At 31.4% G+C, this 20,167-nt stretch carries 18 protein-coding genes; 8 read left to right on the forward strand and 10 right to left on the reverse strand.

All coding sequences use genetic code 11. From position 1 onward, the window contains the following. The first annotated feature begins 79 nt into the window (after window positions 1-79). Window positions 80-1,507, forward strand: coding sequence for a hypothetical protein (locus AABI72_RS00360; protein ID WP_338363333.1), 1,428 nt, complete (start codon window positions 80-82; stop codon window positions 1,505-1,507). 88 nt (window positions 1,508-1,595) lie between these two features. Further along, the gene (locus AABI72_RS00365) at window positions 1,596-2,897 is read left to right on the forward strand and encodes a citrate synthase (protein WP_338363335.1); all 1,302 of its coding nucleotides are present in this window, start codon (window positions 1,596-1,598) and stop codon (window positions 2,895-2,897) included. A gap of 89 nt (window positions 2,898-2,986) precedes the next feature. On the opposite strand, the gene gcvPA is transcribed toward AABI72_RS00365, so the two are convergent. From gcvPA to AABI72_RS00380, 3 genes are all read right to left on the reverse strand, one after another. Beyond that, a complete protein-coding gene (gene gcvPA / locus AABI72_RS00370) occupies window positions 2,987-4,258 on the reverse strand; it encodes an aminomethyl-transferring glycine dehydrogenase subunit GcvPA (RefSeq protein WP_338363337.1) in 1,272 nt (423 codons plus the stop codon). Window positions 4,259-4,319: 61 nt separating this feature from the next. Beyond that, window positions 4,320-5,096: a hypothetical protein gene (locus AABI72_RS00375; RefSeq protein ID WP_338363340.1), complete on the reverse strand. Its 777-nt coding sequence runs from the start codon at window positions 5,094-5,096 to the stop codon at window positions 4,320-4,322. A 338-nt stretch (window positions 5,097-5,434) separates the two neighbouring features. Beyond that, entirely contained in the window at window positions 5,435-6,061 is a 627-nt protein-coding gene (locus AABI72_RS00380) for a hypothetical protein (protein WP_338363341.1), read from the reverse strand. A gap of 225 nt (window positions 6,062-6,286) precedes the next feature. Here AABI72_RS00380 and AABI72_RS00385 point away from each other — a divergent pair, with 225 nt between their 5' ends. Continuing rightward, window positions 6,287-7,156, forward strand: coding sequence for an FKBP-type peptidyl-prolyl cis-trans isomerase (locus AABI72_RS00385; protein ID WP_338363343.1), 870 nt, complete (start codon window positions 6,287-6,289; stop codon window positions 7,154-7,156). 6 nt (window positions 7,157-7,162) lie between these two features. Here AABI72_RS00385 and AABI72_RS00390 read toward each other — a convergent pair whose 3' ends face one another. Together AABI72_RS00390 and AABI72_RS00395 are read right to left on the reverse strand one after the other, a co-directional pair. Next, the gene (locus AABI72_RS00390) at window positions 7,163-8,344 is read right to left on the reverse strand and encodes a hypothetical protein (protein WP_338363345.1); all 1,182 of its coding nucleotides are present in this window, start codon (window positions 8,342-8,344) and stop codon (window positions 7,163-7,165) included. 10 nt (window positions 8,345-8,354) lie between these two features. Further along, window positions 8,355-8,789 (reverse strand): hypothetical protein, encoded by a 435-nt coding sequence (locus tag AABI72_RS00395; RefSeq protein ID WP_338363347.1) that lies wholly within the window; start codon window positions 8,787-8,789, stop codon window positions 8,355-8,357. 10 nt (window positions 8,790-8,799) lie between these two features. Here AABI72_RS00395 and AABI72_RS00400 point away from each other — a divergent pair, with 10 nt between their 5' ends. Beyond that, window positions 8,800-9,018: a hypothetical protein gene (locus AABI72_RS00400; RefSeq protein WP_338363349.1), complete on the forward strand. Its 219-nt coding sequence runs from the start codon at window positions 8,800-8,802 to the stop codon at window positions 9,016-9,018. Between the two features lie 200 nt (window positions 9,019-9,218). Here the strand turns inward: AABI72_RS00400 and AABI72_RS00405 are convergent, their stop codons facing one another. Continuing rightward, a complete protein-coding gene (locus tag AABI72_RS00405) occupies window positions 9,219-10,022 on the reverse strand; it encodes a hypothetical protein (RefSeq protein ID WP_338363351.1) in 804 nt (267 codons plus the stop codon). Between the two features lie 376 nt (window positions 10,023-10,398). Between AABI72_RS00405 and AABI72_RS00410 the strand changes: the two genes are divergently transcribed. Continuing rightward, a complete protein-coding gene (locus AABI72_RS00410) occupies window positions 10,399-10,677 on the forward strand; it encodes a hypothetical protein (RefSeq protein ID WP_338363353.1) in 279 nt (92 codons plus the stop codon). A gap of 67 nt (window positions 10,678-10,744) precedes the next feature. Here AABI72_RS00410 and AABI72_RS00415 read toward each other — a convergent pair whose 3' ends face one another. The 4 genes from AABI72_RS00415 to zapE all read right to left on the reverse strand — a co-directional run bounded on the left by AABI72_RS00415 (window position 10,745) and on the right by zapE (window position 15,149). After that, window positions 10,745-11,470 (reverse strand): 3-oxoacyl-ACP reductase, encoded by a 726-nt coding sequence (locus AABI72_RS00415; protein WP_338363355.1) that lies wholly within the window; start codon window positions 11,468-11,470, stop codon window positions 10,745-10,747. A 113-nt stretch (window positions 11,471-11,583) separates the two neighbouring features. Then, entirely contained in the window at window positions 11,584-12,759 is a 1,176-nt protein-coding gene (locus AABI72_RS00420; RefSeq protein WP_338363357.1) for an acetyl-CoA C-acetyltransferase, read from the reverse strand. A gap of 201 nt (window positions 12,760-12,960) precedes the next feature. Beyond that, complete coding sequence (ruvB, locus tag AABI72_RS00425) at window positions 12,961-13,956, reverse strand: Holliday junction branch migration DNA helicase RuvB (RefSeq protein ID WP_338363359.1); 996 nt, start codon at window positions 13,954-13,956, stop codon at window positions 12,961-12,963. 146 nt (window positions 13,957-14,102) lie between these two features. After that, complete coding sequence (gene zapE, locus AABI72_RS00430) at window positions 14,103-15,149, reverse strand: cell division protein ZapE (protein ID WP_338363361.1); 1,047 nt, start codon at window positions 15,147-15,149, stop codon at window positions 14,103-14,105. A 158-nt stretch (window positions 15,150-15,307) separates the two neighbouring features. On the opposite strand from zapE, the gene AABI72_RS00435 reads away from it, so the two are divergent. The 3 genes from AABI72_RS00435 to AABI72_RS00445 all read left to right on the forward strand — a co-directional run bounded on the left by AABI72_RS00435 (window position 15,308) and on the right by AABI72_RS00445 (window position 20,087). Then, the gene (locus tag AABI72_RS00435) at window positions 15,308-16,912 is read left to right on the forward strand and encodes a penicillin-binding protein 2 (protein ID WP_338363363.1); all 1,605 of its coding nucleotides are present in this window, start codon (window positions 15,308-15,310) and stop codon (window positions 16,910-16,912) included. A gap of 284 nt (window positions 16,913-17,196) precedes the next feature. Then, window positions 17,197-18,048: an FAD-dependent thymidylate synthase gene (gene thyX / locus AABI72_RS00440; RefSeq protein ID WP_338363365.1), complete on the forward strand. Its 852-nt coding sequence runs from the start codon at window positions 17,197-17,199 to the stop codon at window positions 18,046-18,048. A 23-nt stretch (window positions 18,049-18,071) separates the two neighbouring features. After that, window positions 18,072-20,087, forward strand: a complete 2,016-nt coding sequence (locus AABI72_RS00445) for a biotin carboxylase N-terminal domain-containing protein (RefSeq protein ID WP_338363367.1) — start codon at window positions 18,072-18,074, stop codon at window positions 20,085-20,087. Window positions 20,088-20,167: the final 80 nt, after the last annotated feature.

The raw sequence follows: 20,167 nt of genomic DNA on the forward strand, positions 1-20,167 counted from the left end.
ATGAGTTATTTTGTGTTTATATATTGTAATATATGTCATTTTCTAGTAAAATTTTTATTAAAAATTAAATAAATTTATTATGCTCCAAAAGATTGGTAATACTTTTCCATTTTTAGAAACAGCATTTGCCAAAATTCAAGAGATTTATCTTGAGATAAAAACAACATTAAGTGATTTGTTTTTTGTTTTTTGTGTTGCTGTATGCATGTTGGTTGTTGTGCCATTACTTACTGTTATGACTGCTTTTAGCATACCTGGATTAGCTCTTAGAGGCTTACATTTTGCACGCATAAAACAAGATAGAATGGTATTTTATGACAACACTCCACTTGATAGTGAAGAGTATAGGAATTTAAGCTTTACCACAGCAATTAGAAAAGCACAGAGTGATTTTGTTGGTAATGATTTGGCCTACCTAGAGATGGTGAGAGAAGCAAATGAGTATATGATCAGTTTAGATTTAGATGAATTATTTGCACATGAATTCTTCACAGTTGGTAATAAGGAAATTCACGTTGTACGAAGTAAAGAGTTTGATCCAATGAAGAAAACAATAATAGCATTTCATGGAAATGTAGGATCTAATTTCAATTTTGCTGGACCAATGTCTCTTTTAGCAAAAGATTATAATATAATATTGCCAGAGATTAAGGGGTATGGTGTCATGTCCAAAAGTGGGTCAGAAGCACCAAAAAGTGGTGATATACAACGTTACCTAGGAGCATTAGCACATGAGCTATTTGATAAATCTAGATATAATTTAGATCCAAGTAATACAATTGTTTTAGGTTATTCCTTAGGCAGCAAGATAGCATCTAGCTTTGTTAGGCAAGCTGAGTTTAATTGTAAGGTTAGGTTTTATAATGTTGTTTTTTTGACAACTTTTATTTCTGTAATCAAACTTTCATTGGAGAAATTTGGCTTATTAGGCTCAAGGGCACACAATTTGTTAGTTAATTTTTTGTTAGGTATTGTTGAATTTATAGCTAGTTTTTTTATTTCCCATGTTTCTGACTGGTCTGATAGTGAGGCAATGAATATTAAAAGCCCTATTTCTGTTTTACATGGACTTAGAGATACTACTATACCAGCGCACAATGCATATGCCTTATCTACTCATTTAGCTAAAAAGCGTTTGCATAGCTCCAAAGATGGCTCTAAAGCCAATGGTGTAAAAATTATGCTTAGTGCAAAAGATGATCATATTAGTATATTAAAAATGTTTTTGATGGATTATCATAATGTTTTATGTCAACCATCAAAGAAAGAATCTTTTGAGGTTGGTTTTTATACTGATAATGTCAAGGGTGAAAGGTTATATTATCCAGCTGTTGTTCGAGATAATATATTTTATGTTGATGGAATGTCAGAAGAATCTGTAGCCAACATTGAGAGATCTTTGCAGGATTTTGATGGTAGTGGGATTGTCAATCACAATCATGAGGAGTGTAGTTTTATATCAAGTAGTGCCATCAGTAATCACGTTAGTAATTCTTTAAGGATTTAATTATTAAGTTAATAATTAAGAAATTTTATATTAGTATATTTAATTAATATTCTTAATTTATGGAATATTTTTAATAAAGGTTTTAGTTATGCATAAAAAGATGCAGGTTACTCTTGAGGGTAAGACTTATGAAATGCCTTTATATCATGGATCTTGTGGTCCTTCTGTGGTAGATGTTGAGCATTTATATGAGAAGCTAGGAGTATATACATATGACTTTGGTTTTGTTTCAACTGCATCATGTCATTCAAGTTTAACATATGTTGATGGAGAGCAAGGCATTTTGCGTTATCGTGGATATAATGTGTCAGACTTAGCGGAAAATAACAGCTTCCTAGATGTATGTCACTTGTTGCTTATGGGTGAATTACCTAATAATTCTGAGATTAGTTTAATGGAATCTGATATAGCAAATGTATATAGTCACTACCATAATATAAACAGTATTGTATCCAATATAGATAGCAATACTCATCCTATGGCTATGCTAGGTTCAGCTTTTTTTTTGTCAACTATTCATTATAGTAATGTCAATAATAATTATCATAATGATAACAATCTGTACTATGATTTAGCTGCATTTGTTTTAGCACATATTTCTATGGTGGTTGCTACTATATACCGGAGATCTATTGGTCTAGAACCTGTACGACCAAATTTTGAGCTTGGTTATTTAGATAATTTTATACATATGATGTTTTTTGGTTTTGAAAATAGTCTTTTTTTTTCTCCAGAAGTAAAAAAAGCTATAGAGGTATTAATGATTTTGCATGCTGATCATGGGCAGAATGCATCAACCTCAACTGTTAGAATAGTTGCTTCAACATATGCACATCCAATAGCCTGCTTTGCTGCTGGCATAGCAGCACTGTGGGGCAGTGCACATGGTGGTGCAAATGAGCATGTTATAAAGATGTTGCAGTCAATTGGTTCAGTTGATAATGTTAATAACTTTATAGATAAGGTAGAGAATCGTAAAGATGGTGTAAGGCTGATGGGGTTTGGTCATCGTGTTTATAAGAATTTTGACCCTAGAGCCATAATTATTAAAAAGGAATGTCATAAGATTTTGGAATTAATGCACAGTGAAAGTAATAGTAAACTTTTTAAGATAGCTAAAGCATTAGAAAAAAAGGCTTTAAGCAGTGATTATTTCGCCTCTAGGCATCTTTATCCAAATGTAGATTTTTATTCCGGAATATTGTTAAGTGCTTTAAAGATACCTAGTAATATGTTTACATGTATTTTTGTGTTGTCAAGAATGATAGGCTGGGTATCTCAATTAAAAGAGCTTATGATGGATCCTGAGTTTAAAATACACAGACCAAGACAGTTATATGTTGGTGAAGTTGATAGAAATAACTCACTAGATAAGAGAAAGGCTGGTTAAAACAGCATATAAATAGACTAGGTATCTCAATTAAAAGAATTTATGATTTTAAAATGACTAATACAGTTTTATGTTGATAGGGTTGAAAATTAGTTAAATTTATTTCTTAGTGCTTTGCAAAATACTCTAATGTTCTGATTGGTTGTTAGTTCTGTTGCAGCTAACAAGATCCTGTCACTGGCAATGGGATATCCAGCTATTATATTTTTTTTTATGAATTTTTTTATCAAGAGTTTAACATTTGTAGTTGGTAGCTCAGCAACAAATTCATTAAAAAAAGAAGTATTTTTTACTGATATCCCAGGTATTTTTTCTAGTTCATCTGCCAATATACATGCTTTCTCATGGTTTATATTTGCTAATTTTTTGAATCCATGCTCCCCTAGGAGGCTTATATGTACTGTGAATGCAATTGCTGAAAGTGCTTGATTGGTACATATGTTGGAATTAGCCTTTTCACGCTTAATATGTTGTTCGCGAGTTGATAGCGTGAGTGTGTATGCAGTATTGCCAATTCGATCTTTTGTTTCACCACACAATCTGCCAGATATTTTGCGAATATATTGTTTTTTGCATGCTAGAATTCCAAGATGTGGCCCACCAAAGTTATTTCTTATGCCAATTGATGATGCATCGCCACAAACTATATCAGCCTCAATTGGTGGTGGTAATAATCCTAGGGCAATAATTTCATTCACAACCACTATCATTAAAGCTGAATGTTCATCTGCAATTTTACGAATATTTTTAAGGTTAGGTATTGAACCATGAAAATCTGGATATTGTACTATAATACAAGAGATATTTTGTTTTTCAGGATTTTTCATTGAGCATATGCTATGCCCATAGTTTTTGGCAACTTCAATATAATCTGGATGTATAGTATTTGCTATAACAGCAGAGTTTTTTTTGTTAATAGACTTAGACATTGTTATTGCACTGGCTAGTGAGTTTGCACCATCATAATATGATGAATTGGATATATCCATTCCCACTATTCTGCTTATAGATGTTTGAAATTCAAACATTGCTTTTAATGTTCCTTGGCTAATTTCTGGCTGATAAGGAGTATAGGATGTGAGGAATTCTGATCGTCCTATAATACTTTCAACTGCTGCTGGTATGTGATGATTGTAGCAACCTGCACCTAAAAAGCAATGAGCTTTTGATGCAGGAAGGTTTTTCATGGCCATGTTATATAGAATACTTTCTACTTCTATCTCACTTTTATGGTTAGGGATTTTTATTTGTTCATTGTTAATTAATTTATACATATTGCCATAAAATGTATCAACATTTTCAATGTTCATCTCTGATAGCATTGATGTCTTTTCTTGTTTTGAGAGTACGGTATAGCGCATATGTAGTGTTTAAATATTTTGTTTAGTATAAGCATGCTCTAAAAAAAGTGCAAATAGTTGTTTATATAATAGGTTCTGTAGCATTTTTTTGTATTGATAAATCTTGCTTAATATCAGATATTTTGCTTTGTGGCAGATTGGATTGTTTATTATCTAAATTTGATTGGTCTGTTGTTTGTGTTTGCCGATCTGATTCAAGTGAACTTTGCGTATCACTAGCCATGCTTTTTGTTTCATTGTCTTGTTTTGATATTGTTTTAGGCACACCATCTTCTTGTATAGGCAGATGCTCTGGTTCATCTTTTTCAATTATTGGAGCTGTGTTTTCTTTTGTTGTTTCTATGGGTTGTATGTGTTGTGATATAAGTCTAACTACTGAATCAGTAAGTATGGCAATGCCTAAAAATATTGCAACATGAGACACAATTGCTGATATTGTTAATGGAAGAAGAAAGATGATACAAGTTACAGTAATTGAACAGAATATAAGCTCAAGTATGTTTGTAATATGTTTTTTTATGCCAGTATTATTGTGCAAATTTGCAGTTAAGTTAGATTTTTCCATTAAATAGGGCAATAATTTGCTTTTAAGTGTTATGACTCCTAGTATTGATGCTACTATTTGTACTATTGGACCAGTTTTAAAAATTGTAATAGATGATAATGCAATTGTTATTACTGGGAATATGCTTACAGTCATAAAGATCAGTGAAGCTAAGGCAACAATTGCAAGTATTGCAAATATTTCAATTGGCAATAGTTTGAAACCAGTAAATGCTATTGCAGTTAAGATTATGATTGCCAGTAAGTCTCCAATAATTAGGTTCATTGCTGTCATTTTATATTAGTGTTGAGTTGTAATTATTAATTTTTTATATTTTAGCACTATTAATAGCAGGGATATGCTTGTTAAAGTTAACAATTGCTTTAATGATATTATTCCAAAAACTACTGTTGTAATTGTTATGGTAGTAGCAAATAGCATATATATAATTATTCCAATTATGGATACAACAACTGTTAATAGTGTGGCTAAGGTTATTATAGTTGCTAGTATTAGCCCAACAATTGATTTTATTGTCAGTGAAATAAAGCAAACATTCATAAAAAATATTTTTAATTTTTTATATATTACAAATATTTTTCATAGAATACAATATTTTTTTATAATTTTTATTAAGCAGTCATTGCTGCTGCTTGTGTTTGTTCTATGCTCATACCATTTAATGGCACACTTTGCGCATTGCTGGTCATAGTTGTTGTTTCATTTCCTTGTGTTGATTCTGCAGCTGTTGTCTTTTTTTGTGTTTTTTCACTTTGCTGCATTGTTGTTTTTTCCTCATCTTGTTGTTTGCTTGGATTGTTAGCAGAAAACAATTTTTGTACAAATCCTATATCGCGCACCCATTCTATTGCACTGCAGCTTACATTGAAAAAACCAAATGCAGCAGTAGTTGTTACCATGAGATTCATCAATCCTGATACAAAAACAAATGTTACAACAGTTGCAGCAGCAGCAGAGAAAATACCTGTCATTACATAAGAAGATATATGTTTATTTGGCTGCTTTTTTTCTGTTGTTTGTCTTTCTGCATCATATCTTTGATCAATATAGCCAATTGTTTTGTTAATTAAAATACTGCCTCCTATACCAGCAAAAGCTATGATAGTAATTTTTGGAATAAGCAAGAAGATTGACAGTGGTGTTATCATTAAAATAGATTCTGCCATAGCAAGTGCAATTCCAAGCATAATTGATGCTGGAAATATATAAGCTCTAAATTTCATTGATTTTTTATGCATTGTGTCAATAATATGTAATTAATTATTATTTAATAATATATAATAAATTGTACTTTAATCAAATTAAAACAACAAACACAAAGATATTTTTATTAAAATTGTTATTTAATTTCTGTATTTGATATAAATTAATACTAGTTTCATATTCAAATTGCTCTATTAATGCTAAGAAAATTTATTATTTTTTTTATTCTAAGCTCTATTTTAATTGTGCTAATTTTATTTTTGCTCAGCTTTTTACTGCATTGTAATGCTAATTTAAATATAACAAAAAACATCAATGCCAATAGCTCATTTTTTTCTAGAATAAGAACTGAAGTATTGCAACCCATAGTATTTGATGAAATACATAAATATACTAGAAGTATGATTATAAATAATAGAGTGGTTGATAGTTTATTTCCAGGATTTGCTTTGCATGTTAATGAAAATTTTGTTGGCTTTAGCAATAAGGTTTTTTGTGGACAAAAAGTCAAACTGTCTCTTTATGGTTATACGGAAAATCCAAAGCGCATTTTTCATCATAGGAGAAATGGAATAGTAATAGTACAACTTGGCCATGGCGTAATTAGTAAAGCAATAGATTTGGCTAGCATAGGCATGAAGATTGGTGGGCAGAGAGTTGTTAGATTGCCATCTAACATGCCATTAAATCCATCTTTAGAGAAAGTTATGCATCCAGCTAATAATGATATGGTATATAATATAGAATTATTGGAAATACTTAATTATGTTGACTTGGATCCATTAGATTTAATTATTGATCATCGCAATGAAAATCTTGGCAATATGGCATTTTGTGGTGATCGTGTAATGTTTGACTTATTGATAAGCAGAATGAATGGTGAGATTTTGCATGAGGCTAAGGCAATTGAGACTACTATAGGTTCTTTTGAGCAGCCTATTGCAGTTGAGCTTGGACTTGAGAATAGCCTGACCATGAATAAAACTTTTGTAGTGCTGCCTATAGAGTTCATAAAAGATAAAAATGGAATAGATGAAAAATTTCAAGCATTGTCTTTGAATGAAAAACTTGTAGCTGAAATTTTTCTACATAGCATAATTGACCAAAATATTGCTATAAGCAAGCAGTAAATCAATTTATCTAATCTTTAGTTGTTTGCTATTATGATAGATTAATGACATTATTTCAGTAATTGTTGATTTTATTTGTATTATTTGATTAGTTTTTAATTTTGGCCCTATACCATAAACGCAACTATTGGATATAAAATTACTGCCTTTAATGACATTTTTTACTATATGTGTTTGGCGTAAGATGTGTGGTTGATTGCTAATTATTACTATGCTACTAGTTTCTGGGAATGTTTTTTCTGTTAATGACATTGCATCAATAGTTGTGGTATATGTGTTTGACCTTTGTCCATCCTTGCTTTGTGGTGTGTTAATCAAGATATAATTACTATCTCCTACAATCTCTTGATATATTTCAATCATTGCAATTGTTTCAGTAAGCCTATGTTCACCAGTGGTATTCAGATAAGTTTTGTTAGCCAGTCGTCCTTTGGGAGGATTTGTTTTATATAATATAGTTGATTGATTTTTGTCATAGGGTATGTTGTGTTTATCCGCTAAATTTTTCATATAAGTAATCATTTCCCATATTGTTTCTGTTGGTAGTTTGTCTAATTCAGCATATAACTCTCTTTCTCCAGTTAATAGAAATGGTGAGTATTTTATTATGCTGTTATTTATCACATGCTCTTTGAAGAATGTAATTCTTTCTATCATGGTTGATCTTCTTGCACCCATAATCCATATTAAACTATTTTTGTTCTCTACTGTTTTTGGTAAAGTTTGTTTTTCTGTCATTTGAAAGCTCTCTAATACACTGCTTATTTGTTCAATATTTTTTACTATTTGTAGATTTTTTTCTTCTAATATTTGCTCATTATTTTGGTTAATTTGTGAATATAGTAACCCTGCCCAATTAACAAATAATTCTTGTATTGTATATATGGACAGTTCTTGTGCTTGAGCTTCTATTTCCAGTTGAGCAAGAAACTCAATAGGTGAAAATATTTTTTCTTCTTTTATTGCAGCTTGTAGTGCATTGTTAACTGCTAATAATAATGAGTCTCTATGTTCATTTGTAGAATTGGTTAAGCTTATAGCTTGTAAATTGTTTGAGCTGTCAAAGCAGTTGGTTAAATACATTAAATGTATGATATCATACATTTGATCTTTGATTTCATTTTTTTCTCCAAGACATATGCCATTGATCAATGTGATCAAAAGCATTGTTAAAGATATTTGTGACATTTTTATAAATTTATACTGTAACTTCAGCTTTAGCTTCGGCTAATTGTTCTTTTTTGTCCAGCACTATCTCATTGTTTGGTGGTATTTCTTTGTTGTTGTTATCCTGCACGCTATCTTTTGTTTGTGCTTCATCAGGCTGTTCTGCTTTCTGTAAAGATTTTTCTTCATTGTCAATAATTTTGTTTATTCTTTCATTAATCGTAGATTTCAATTCTGTAGATTGAATTGTGCTATATATTCCTGCAGCTCCTATCACAATTGGCAATATCACTGATAGTATAGATACGTCTAGGCTAAAAAGAATTAAGAAAAATAATGCTGAGAAAGTGGTAGAATAGCCAACAAACATTCCTAATTGTGATACATCATGTGCCTTAATTTCATCAATGGTTGTTTTTTTAATATTAAGCTTTTGAACTGCCTTATGATGCTGTTGTATATGCACAGAAATTGCAATGGAGCTTATAATACTAGCAATGCCTATATTCATTAAGGCAATGTTGGTTAGAAATAGTGCAGGTGCAGATAGAAGTAGAAATAATGTTAGTATAGCTATAATTATAATAAAAGTTAGTGAATTTGAATTGGTTGCATATATATGTGGAAAGACAAAGAAGGCAGGTGATACAGTTGACAATCTTTGGCGCATTCTGATTAATTTCCTAGGCATTTAATACAAAATATTTAATTAATTTATTAATTTTATCATTGGTTTAATTTATTGTAAATTAATAATTATGATATAAGTGTATTACTATATCAATAGATGTTGGTATATAACTGATGTTTTATGTTAATTATTCTGTTTATATTTTTAATTAAATATACTATTAGATAGCAAGTTTGATTTGTTGATTCGGCTGTAGATTACTATTTATATAGTGTGCTGTTCTATAAGTTTAGTGTCGGTATGTTGCTGGCTGCTGGAATCTTTTATTTTATTACTTGGTCGGCTATCTACTACTTTATCCTCTGAATCATCTTTTCTTTTTGGTCTTTCCTCTTCCCTAACTTCTGATTTTGTTTCTTGATTTTGTATTTGTTCATTTTCTATCTTCTCATTGAAAGAATTTTTGAAGTCAAAAGCAAGGTAAATATTTATAGCACCTATCAATATTAGCGACCCAAATATTGAGAACATGTAGACAGGAGTTGTTGTGGGTGCAAGGAGAATCAGGCATACTGTGCTTACAATAATTGATGATGCTCCAAGTATTAAGCTAGTACAAGCAGGTTTTGAGTTAATATTATTTTTTTTTAAATCATTTTCCATGATAATATTTGCAAGTGCTATGATATTTCCTACAATAATTAATGAAAACATAAGCAGTTGTGCAAAGATATTTAGAATTATATACAGTGCTATAGATATTATTACAATCAGCAAGAATGGCATAGCAATGCTTAGCTTTTTACTTGAGAAATAGAGCCTCTTTTTTGTTAAGATAATTTCATTGTGTTTTGAGGCAGCTGGCAATGTTACAACTGGAACCGTTTGCACAATAGGAGTTGTTGATTTGGGAATAATATAAGTTGGTCTCCTATATGTAGCATTTACTGGTTTTTGTAACTTGTGAGCTTTTGTTCTCAATGGTTGAATTGCAGTATTTATAGGTTTGTGATTTCCAGCAGGTATCTTAATTTTTTTTTTTAGTATAGGTTTTTTTCCAGGATTCATTGCAATTTTAATAAGATTTTATAAAATATGTTAGCCTGAGTGACTGGGTATGTCTATATTTTTAAGCAAACTTGGTTATTAAAATTGATTCCTAATTTAGAGTTTTGCTGGGATATGTGTTTATGCTATGCTATAGTATCTAGAATTTTCAGCAATGATAGGCTGATTATTCTCTGAATTTTGCACTGAAGTATTTGTTGCTATTTCTTGCTTTTCATTTTGCAGTTCTGATTCTAGCTTAGCAAACTCTTTAATTTTTTATTGAAATTGTGCATGCTCTTTTTCTTATTGTATTTGCCCTTCTGTATCTTGCAATGTATCATTTACAAGTATTTTGTATAGTATACATATAGATCCAGTTATATTTAAAACATTTATGGTAAGTAGTAGTACCATAGGGGTAATTGCTGGCATATTGAAGCATGTCACAACAAATATTGATGCTGTGCTAAAAAAGAAACTTAACTACAGCTGCTTGAAAAAATATTATGTCTTGTTTTGTAGAATTTTTTTTATATTTAATATATTCACCTTATGCATTAACAAAGGCAGTATTATAGTTGATGGCACTGGCAACATAATAAGTACTGGTAAGGTTAAAATAGTTAACACAGACAGTTGTATAGCTATTACTATTTGCAATAGTAAGTTATAGCTATATTAGTAGTGTTTAACGTGGCATTTTTATAAAAGATTTATATATAAATATTTAATTTTACTATTTACTGCATATATAGCCCACCATTTACATTAATTGTAGCACCAGTAATTGCTGGTGCATTAATTAAAAACAGCATAGTATCTGCAATCTCTTTAGGGTTGCAAAGTCGTTTTGCGGGAATTAAATTTTTAATTTTTCCTATTATTTCTACAGGCATTTTTTTTGTCATTGCTGTATCAGTATATCCTGGTGCAATTGCATTTACAGTAATTCCTTTGTTAATGCTTTCTAATGCTAATGATTTTGTAAATCCTATTACTCCAGCCTTTGAAGCTGAATAGTTAGTCTGGCCAACACATCCAGATAATGCATTAACAGATGATATGTTAATTATTCTACCAAATTCATTATTGCGCATTTGTTGAATTACAGCCCTGCTCATGTTAAAGCAGGAAAATAAATTAACCCTAATGGTACTCTCCCATTCTTCAATGGTCATTTTGTGCATCATTCTATCATTTGTAATACCAGCATTATTAATAAGAATTGATGTTGTTGTGTTATATTTTTTTTCAATAATTTGAACATTCTTTTGACATTCTTCAAAATTACTAACATCCCATTTAAAGATTTCAATGTCATTTTTTTTTGAAAAATTTTCAGCTTCTGCAGTGTTATACATATAGTTTGCAATAGCTATAAAATTATTTTGTTTTAAGAGTTTTGTAATACTAGCCCCTATTCCACTAGTGCCACCAGTGATTATAGCTAAATTTTTTTTATTCATTTTTATCCATTTATACTTCTTTAATACATGAATTATTTTGTTTTAAGAGTTTTGCAATACTAACTCCCATCCCACTAGTGCCAGCAGTGACTATAGCTAATTTTTTTATTTATTTATACTTTTTCAATACACAGTGCAATACCCATACCACCTCCAGCACACAGGGTAATTAAGCATTTGCTTAATTTTTCAGTCTCCATTTCATTCATTGCTGTTACTAAACAGCGTGAACCAGATGCACCAATTGGATGTCCTAAGGCAATTGCCCCTCCATTAATATTTTGTCTTGAAGTATCCCATTTCATTTCTTTATTTACTGCAATTACTTGTGCAGCAAACGCTTCATTTATTTCTATTAGATCTAAATCATCCACTTGCCAATTAGCTTTCTTCAGAGCTTTTCTACTTGCTATAACAGGTCCTATACCCATTATTGATGGATCAACTCCATGTTGTGCATAAGAAACTATTTTAGCCTTAGGTTGTAAATTGTGTTTTTTACAACCTTCAGTGCTGGATAACAACAAACATGCTGCACCATCATTAATGCCAGCAGCATTACCAGCTGTCACTGTGCCATTGGCAACAAATGCTGCTTTTAATGATGCTAATATTGGTATAGTGGTATCAGGTTTTATAAATTCATCATTTTTGATTGTTTGATAACCTTTTTTTGTGCTTACCTCTATGGGTAGTATTTCATTGCTAAATTTACCAATGGCTTTAGCAGCTTTTATATGTGAATTGTGTGCAAATTGATCTTGTTCTTCTCTACTTATATTATATTTTGTGGCTAAATTTTCTGCTGTTACTCCCATGTGATATTCGCCAAAAGCATCAATTAATCCATCAATAAGCACAAGATCTTTCATGCTAAAATGCCCCATTCTTGGTGGACTACGCAGATGAAGTGCATGTGGTGCTAGACTCATATTCTCCTGTCCACCAGCTATTACTAAATTATTGTCTGTATTAGCAATGGATTGAGCGCCTAATATAACACTTTTTAACCCAGATGCGCACATTTGATTAATTGTCCAAGCAGCTGTGGAGAAATCTATATTAGCTTCAATAGCTGCCTGCCTTGCAGGATTTTGTCCACAGCCAGCAGTTATAACTTGACCAATAATTATTTCATCTATGACATTCTTTTCAAGAGAATATGTTTGCAGTAAGTGTGATATTAGATGTTTTGTTAAATGATGTGCTGGTGTTTTGCTAAAAGAGCTGCAAAAATTTGTTATAGCAGTTCTTTTTCCTGCAACTAGATAAACATCTTTTTTTTGCATTATTTACCTTAGATTGGATTCAACTATATTAAAAATTAATAGAACACTATTTAAAGTAGTTCAATATGTTTATAATTCAATCATAGATTGATTATATTTTGTTAAATTAAGTGTTGTTTTTTTGCATATTTTTTTATTAAATTAACTATCATTTTCTGTAATATTTAATTTATTTAAAATAAATTTTGTGCCAGCAGTTAATTACAATATTGAAGAAATGCAATATTTTTTGCCATTGTTGCTCAAAATTCGACCTCGTGCTGTTTTGTGTATTAACCCCTTTTCAATTAGGTATGGTTCAATTGTTTCTTCTATGTTTTCTTTATTTTCAGATAGTGCAGCAGCAATAGTATTAATTCCAACTGGAGTATTAAGATAGTGTAATGATATAAATTTCATATATCTTCTGTCATATTGATCCAGCCCATAATCATCAATGCCAAGTTTTTGCAACACCTCCACAGTAACTTGTTTGTTGGCATATTTTTGATTATTGGTTTGAATAAAATCTCTGAGACGTTTTGCTAATCTTATAGCAATTCTTGGTGTTCCCCTAGAGCATTGTGCTATTAATAATGCTGCTTCATCTGCAATACTAATTTGCATTGACTGTATAGCTTTATGTATTATGAATATAAGCTCTTGGGTTGAATATGGTTCAAATTGTGCACATATGCCAAATCTATCACGTAATGGTTTAGATAGTGTGCCAATTTTGGTAGTTGCTCCTATTAGTGTGAATTGTGGTATGCTAATGCGTACCATACGTGCTGCTGGTCCTTTGCCAGTCATAATGTCAAGATGTCCATTTTCCATTGCGGGATATAAGATTTCTTCTATATTTTTGCTTAGTCTATGCATTTCATCTATAAATAATACATCATTGCATTGCAGGTTGGTTAAGATAGCTGCTATATCGCAAGGCCTTGTGAGCAGTGGTGCTGCAGTTGGTTTAAAGTTTGCCCCAAGCTCTTTGGCTATAATGCCAGCAAGTGTGGTTTTACCAAAGCCAGCAGGACCATAAAAAATAATATGATCTAATGCATCACTTCTTTGCTTTGCAGCTGTAATGAAAATTTTTAAATTTGTTTTGAGTTGAGATTGTCCTGTGAATTCTTTGAGAAGTTTTGGTCGATGTAGATTGTTTTGAGAATTGTCATCTAATGTTGCAGTTTTGCTGATTATTCTTTCAGTCATGACGATTTTTTATTGTTTAAGTTAACAGCCATTTTGTTTAAAGTAAACTGAGACTTTAGATATTGTTTTTGTTTTGTTGGAAGTTTTTATTCTATTGAGCTGAGCTGTATTAATTACATGAAAATATTTGCCTTATTTTTACTTTTTCATTGTTCTTGATTTTTTTTACTATTGCCAGAAAATACATAGCGTTTTGTTTGCATTGCATGAAGGCGTGATATAGTTCTTTTAAATTCTAGTGTTTGTGCTTCAGTGTCACAAAGTTCTTCTGGTATAGCAGCAGCAAGGCATATGAGCCTAGTTCTGTTCTCATAGAGTTTGTCTATTAATGTGCTAAATCGTTTGATATCAAATTGATTTTTGCTGGTCAGGATTGGTATATCAATAAGAAAAATTGTTTTATATTTTTTGGCAACAACTTCATGATCTACAGTGTCAAGTTTTCTGCAGCATAATTGTTGGAAAAAAAACCAAGCAATGCCATTACAATACTTACTAGCTGTAATTTTTTTACCTCTTGAAATAATAGTATCTTTTCTGTATTGATTGTTTTTAATAATGCTTTTAAATATATGGTGCATTTTTTTTATTGATGTATTTTTTGTTAAATAATATGTAGTTTTGTTATATGAGCTAAAAGTTGATCTATAGTCTCTTTCACCTTGCAGGATGCATATTATCATTTTTTGTTTAATGAGATTTAATATTGATTGCAACGCAATGTATTCCGGCGGTGTATTAGACGTTATTAATAGTACTATGTTTTGATTTAGTATACTGTTGATGATTTTATATAGAAATTTATCTGCTTTAGAGTTAGAAAGATAAAATTCATCTAAAAATAATAGTTTTGCATCTGGTATGACTGTGTGTATAGCATTTGTAATGCTATTGTGCTTATTAGTAGTTTTATTCAGAGTGTCTTTTATTAGTTGTATAAATGTGTGAAAGTTCATATGGATTTTTTTTTCAAGTACTGATGAGTTAAAATACATCTTTGTCATCATTGTTTTACCACGGCCAACATCGCCATACAGATAAAAACCTTGTTGTGTATTTTGTTTACTATTTATTTCTATTTCCGTAGTTTTTTGTAGTTGTACCATTTTTTTAAACACAGCTTGTTGGTGTTTATCAAAAGATGAATTTGGTCTATATTTTTTAACATACATCTCTATTGGTGTAAGTTGCATATTGTGAAATTAGATAGTTTAGTATCATTAAGTATTAAACTTATGTCATCTTTTGTAAAGCTCTATACTAGTGCACATGCTTTATATAAATGTTTACTTAAGATTTTATAGTAGATATAAATATGCTGTTTATAGTTACAAATGTTGTGTAATTAGATATGTGGGATGTTGGTGTTGACAATTTATTAGATAGGGCTAGATCTCGTCTATTGATAGTTATAATATCTATTTTTATAGCTTATTTTATTCTTATAATTAGACTGTTTGAAATATCATATGGTTATTCTAAACCACAGTCTTATAATAATAGGGCAGTTTTTGCGTCAGGTTGGCATCCTAATAGATTGGATATAGTTGATAGAAATGGTGTTTTGCTTGCAGTTGATGTTCCTACAGCCTCTGTGTATGCAAACCCTAAGCAAATAAGAGATATTGATCAGGTTGCACAGTTTTTATCCATAGCAATCGATATGGATTGTAAATTGCTTGGTGAATTGTTACATCAAAATAAAAAAAGTTTTGTTTGGTTGAAAAGGCATTTAGTACCAAAAGAGCAGCAAAAAATTTTGGAGTTAGGTTTGCCAGGTATATATATGAAATCTGATGCTAAAAGGATTTACCCACATAACTCATTATTTGCCCATATTTTAGGCTATACTGATACTGATGGCAATGGATTGGCTGGGGTTGAGCGGTATTTTGATAATTTCCTTTTAAATAAAGATGTAAAAGACAAAGCATTGCAATTAAGCATTGATACAAGATTACAATATTTAATGCATAGCATATTGAGTGAGTATATGCATAAGCATAAAGCATTTGGTGGTGTATCCCTTTTAATGGAGGTTGATACAGGTGAGATTTTATCTGCTGTTAGCTTGCCAGATTTTGATATTAATAAGCCTTCTAGTGGTAGGCCAAATGAAGTTTTTAATAGATTTTCCCTTGGTTTGTATGAAATGGGCTCTGTTTTTAAGAGTTTTGCTATAGCAAGTGCGCTGGATATTGGTGCTGTGGAGTTGAATAGTGAGTTTTATATTGGTGATTCATTTAAGATTGCAGATCGCACAATAAGAGATTATAAAACTAATATTGGTGTTATGAGTGTTGATGAGATTTTTTTACGTTCTTCAAATATTGGCACTGTATTAATAACTATGCAAATGAATCCTAATGATCAGTATGCATACTTAAATAAGCTTGGCTTTTTTCAACAGACATCATTAGAGCTTAATGAGAAAGCAAGTCCAATTGTGCCAAAAAGAGATAAGTGGAATGTGGTTTCACGTGCTACTGTTTCATATGGTCATGGTATATCTGTTACCCCAATACATTTGCTTGAAGGGATTGCTGCAGTGATTGGCGGAGGTGTTTTGCATCAGGCTACCTTGTTACAAGGTAAAAAGAATCAATCTTTTCATAGGGTTTTTGCTGAATCAACATCAGAGTCAATGAAGTATTTATTTAGTTTAGCAGTTAAACGTGGTACAGGTATGCGTGCTTTGACACCTGGATATGAAATAGGCGGTAAAACAGGTTCAGCTGATAAGATTGTTGATGGTACATATAGCAAGGATTCTAGTATAGTTTCATTTGCAGGTGTGTTTCCTATAGATGATCCAAAATATGTTTTGTTGGTTATGGTAGATGACCCAAAAAAGACATGCAATGAAGATAGAATTACTGGTGGTTATTTGGCTGCGCCAATAGCAAGTAGAATGATTGAGAAAATTGCACCTATACTGAATGTTTCTCCATTGTAGATTTATTAATTCACATTGCATCTGATGCACGCTCATATTGCTTCAAGAAATTTTTCAAAGTTATAAGGTTTGTTTATTGAAGCTGAGTTAGTTATTTAAAATAAGGAATTTTTGTAATTATATTATGCTATTAATGTATGTTGAGTTATTTTTATGGATTGTGCATATGGTATATGAGTGTATAATTATTCATTAAATTAAAGTAAGGCATTATGTTTTATTGCTATGCTTATTGTCTTTGCTAAAATAATTTTGGTTCATGCTGATTAATTTATAGGTTTTTTATGAGTCGTGTTTGTGTTGAGGCTATGGATAATTTGCTGGATAAAAGTTTTCCAGTTCTTGATCATGGCTTTGTGCGAGTTGTTGATTATATGGGCAATGATACATCAATTGTCCAAGCTGCTCGCGTGTCTTATGGATCAGGCACAAAGCAGATCAATAAAGATAAAGCATTAATTAATTTTTTAATGCGGCATCAGCATACGAGTCCTTTTGAGATGTGTGAGATTAAGTTGCATGTGAAGCTGCCTATTTTCGTTGCTCGCCAATGGGTTAGGCATCGTACTGCTAATGTCAATGAATATTCAGCACGCTACTCTGTGCTTGATAATGAGTTTTTTGTTCCAGAACCTAATGATATTGGCAAGCAGGCATCTAGCAATTTGCAGTGTCGTGAAGGTAGCATGAGTGCAGAGAAAGCAAGTTGGGCATTAGATATTATAAATGAAGATGCCAAGAGAAGTTATGAGAGCTATCAAAAAATGCTTGATAATGGTGTGCCGCGTGAGCTTGCTAGAATTGGTCTTGGTTTGAATTTTTATACACAATGGTATTGGAAAATAGATCTTCATAATTTGTTACGCTTTCTTCGTTTGCGTCTTGGCCAAGGTGCACAATCAGAAATTAGGAATTATGCAAATGTTATTACCAATATAGTCAAAAAGTGGGTACCAATGACTTATGATGCATTTGAGAATTATCAACTGCAGTCTGTAACTATTTCTGCAAAAGAGCTTTGTTTGTTGCGTGATCTGTTGAAAAATAAAAACATTGATTTTGAGAAACTTGGTATGAGCACAGGTGAGATTAATGAGTTTAAAAAACGTTTTGAAATTAATGTGCCTGCTTTATAGTTGATTTTTAGTAGTTGGTTGATATGTTGAAAAAAGTTTTAGTAGCTAATCGTGGAGAAATAGCCTGTCGAATAATTAAAACATTGAAAAAAATGCAAATTAAATCTGTTGCAGTTTATTCTGATGCTGATGAGCATTCCTTGCATAGAAAAATGGCAGATGAAAGTGTATATTTAGGATCATCTGCTGCATCTGAAAGTTACTGCAATATGCCAAAGATTATTTCTGCAATTGAGGCATCTGGCGCCAGTGCTGTGCATCCTGGTTTTGGTTTTTTGGCAGAAAATGCAGCATTTGTTAGAATGCTAGAAAAGAAAAAAATTATCTTTATTGGCCCAAGTGCTCATATTATTTCAAAAATGGGTGATAAAATTGAGGCTAAGAAGGCTGCACAAGCAGCTGGAGTGCCGGTAATTAAAGGATTCAATGACAAGCTGTTTAGTGCTGCACATGCAGTTAGTATAGCTGAATCTATTGGTTTTCCTGTTATGCTTAAAGCTGCTGCAGGTGGTGGTGGAAAAGGTATGCGAGTAGTTTATAATACTGAAGATATGGTGCAGAATTATAATTTGGCAACCAATGAGGCATTAAAAAGTTTTGGTGATGGGACTATTTTTATAGAAAAATACATTGAAGATCCGCGTCATATAGAGATACAGGTTATATGCGACAAGCATGGAGGTGTTGTTTGTTTGGGTGAAAGAGAGTGCTCAATACAACGTAAGCACCAAAAGATTATTGAGGAAGCTCCTAGTATAGCAATGGATGACAGGCTGCGTAAGTCTATGTATAAATCTTGTATTAAGCTGCTTAAACAAGAACAATATTTTTCTGCTGGTACTATTGAATTTTTGCTTGATAGAAGGGGAAATTTTTATTTTTTGGAGATGAATACTAGAATTCAGGTTGAGCACACAGTAACTGAAATGGTTACTGGTCTTGATATTGTAGAATTAATGGTGCAAGTGGCAGCTGATGTTCCACTTGATTTCACACAGAAAGATGTAAGTGTTAATGGCTGGGCAATTGAGTCAAGGATTTGTGCAGAAATCCCTAAAAAAGACTTCATGCCATCAGGTGGCGTGATACTAAAATATCGTGAGCCAGATATTGATGGTATTAGAATTGATTCTGGCATACAAGAAGGTGACATGGTTACTCCATTTTATGATGCAATGCTGCTCAAGCTTTGTGTTTATGGAAAAGATAGAATGTCTGCTATTGATAAGATGTCCAATGCTTTGGATAATTTCATTCTTGATGGTCCAAGCACTAATATTGAATTCCTTTCAGCAATTTTTTTAGATAAAAATTTTCGTGCTGGGAAGTTTAGCACTAATTTTATTGCTGAATGCTTTGAAGGTGGTGTCAAAGAGCATAAACTTGATTATAAAGAAATTTGTACCTTGATGGTTATTGCTGCATATATTTATTTATCAGATGCTTTGAGAGGTTTTAGCAGTGTTAGTACTGGACTTGCTAATGAGAATATTAATATTAAATTTTTACAAGAGTTTGTTGGTAGTAATTTATTTATTAAACATGGTGATAATGTTTGTAAAGTTAAGATTTTGTCTATTTTAGATGGATTGCTTGTTGAATTAGATGAGAAGAAAATATTTTTATCTACTGACTGGTGGTTTGGCGATAATATTTTTTATGGTAATATTAATAATGAAAAGGTAAATGTTTATATTAAACTCCAAAATAATAAATATATAATGCGTCATCATGGATTTACTATTAGATGTGAGGTTTTTGAAGAACATGTTAATGAACTTATGCATTTAATGCCTAGCTTTAATCCATTGAATAGTGATGCATCATTACTAGTTTCACCTATTAATGGTATGGTTTCTGCTATTATGGTTGCACCAGGTGATAGAGTTATGGTGGGTGATACTTTATGTATTATAACTGCTATGAAAATGGAGAATGTTATAAAAGCTGAGGTTGATGCAATAGTAAATGAGATTAAAATTAAACCAGGTGATTTAGTTAATCCTGATAGCATACTTATGCTATTAGATGTTGGTTGATTTACTAAATAGTTTTAAGTTTTAAAATTTAGTTATGTAGCATGTTAGAAAAATAATATATAGACAGTATGCTATTTTTT

The sequence above is a fragment of the Candidatus Xenohaliotis californiensis genome (genome assembly GCF_963930935.1).
GTDB lineage: Bacteria > Pseudomonadota > Alphaproteobacteria > Rickettsiales > CAWVOK01 > Xenohaliotis > Xenohaliotis californiensis.

Excerpts from the sequence above, each read along its gene's own strand:
- AABI72_RS00400 (WP_338363349.1), top strand. The coding sequence starts at position 8,800 with ATGGAGCTTATAATACTAGCAATGCCTATATTCATTAAGGCAATGTTG.
- ruvB (WP_338363359.1), bottom strand. The coding sequence starts at position 13,956 with ATGACTGAAAGAATAATCAGCAAAACTGCAACATTAGATGACAATTCT.
- AABI72_RS00365 (WP_338363335.1), top strand. The coding sequence starts at position 1,596 with ATGCATAAAAAGATGCAGGTTACTCTTGAGGGTAAGACTTATGAAATG.
- thyX (WP_338363365.1), top strand. The coding sequence starts at position 17,197 with ATGAGTCGTGTTTGTGTTGAGGCTATGGATAATTTGCTGGATAAAAGT.
- AABI72_RS00435 (WP_338363363.1), top strand. The coding sequence starts at position 15,308 with ATGTGGGATGTTGGTGTTGACAATTTATTAGATAGGGCTAGATCTCGT.
- AABI72_RS00405 (WP_338363351.1), bottom strand. The coding sequence starts at position 10,022 with ATGAATCCTGGAAAAAAACCTATACTAAAAAAAAAAATTAAGATACCT.
- zapE (WP_338363361.1), bottom strand. The coding sequence starts at position 15,149 with ATGCAACTTACACCAATAGAGATGTATGTTAAAAAATATAGACCAAAT.
- AABI72_RS00420 (WP_338363357.1), bottom strand. The coding sequence starts at position 12,759 with ATGCAAAAAAAAGATGTTTATCTAGTTGCAGGAAAAAGAACTGCTATA.
- AABI72_RS00445 (WP_338363367.1), top strand. The coding sequence starts at position 18,072 with ATGTTGAAAAAAGTTTTAGTAGCTAATCGTGGAGAAATAGCCTGTCGA.
- AABI72_RS00390 (WP_338363345.1), bottom strand. The coding sequence starts at position 8,344 with ATGTCACAAATATCTTTAACAATGCTTTTGATCACATTGATCAATGGC.
- AABI72_RS00410 (WP_338363353.1), top strand. The coding sequence starts at position 10,399 with ATGGTAAGTAGTAGTACCATAGGGGTAATTGCTGGCATATTGAAGCAT.
- AABI72_RS00415 (WP_338363355.1), bottom strand. The coding sequence starts at position 11,470 with ATGAATAAAAAAAATTTAGCTATAATCACTGGTGGCACTAGTGGAATA.
- AABI72_RS00375 (WP_338363340.1), bottom strand. The coding sequence starts at position 5,096 with ATGACAGCAATGAACCTAATTATTGGAGACTTACTGGCAATCATAATC.
- AABI72_RS00360 (WP_338363333.1), top strand. The coding sequence starts at position 80 with ATGCTCCAAAAGATTGGTAATACTTTTCCATTTTTAGAAACAGCATTT.
- gcvPA (WP_338363337.1), bottom strand. The coding sequence starts at position 4,258 with ATGCGCTATACCGTACTCTCAAAACAAGAAAAGACATCAATGCTATCA.
- AABI72_RS00380 (WP_338363341.1), bottom strand. The coding sequence starts at position 6,061 with ATGCATAAAAAATCAATGAAATTTAGAGCTTATATATTTCCAGCATCA.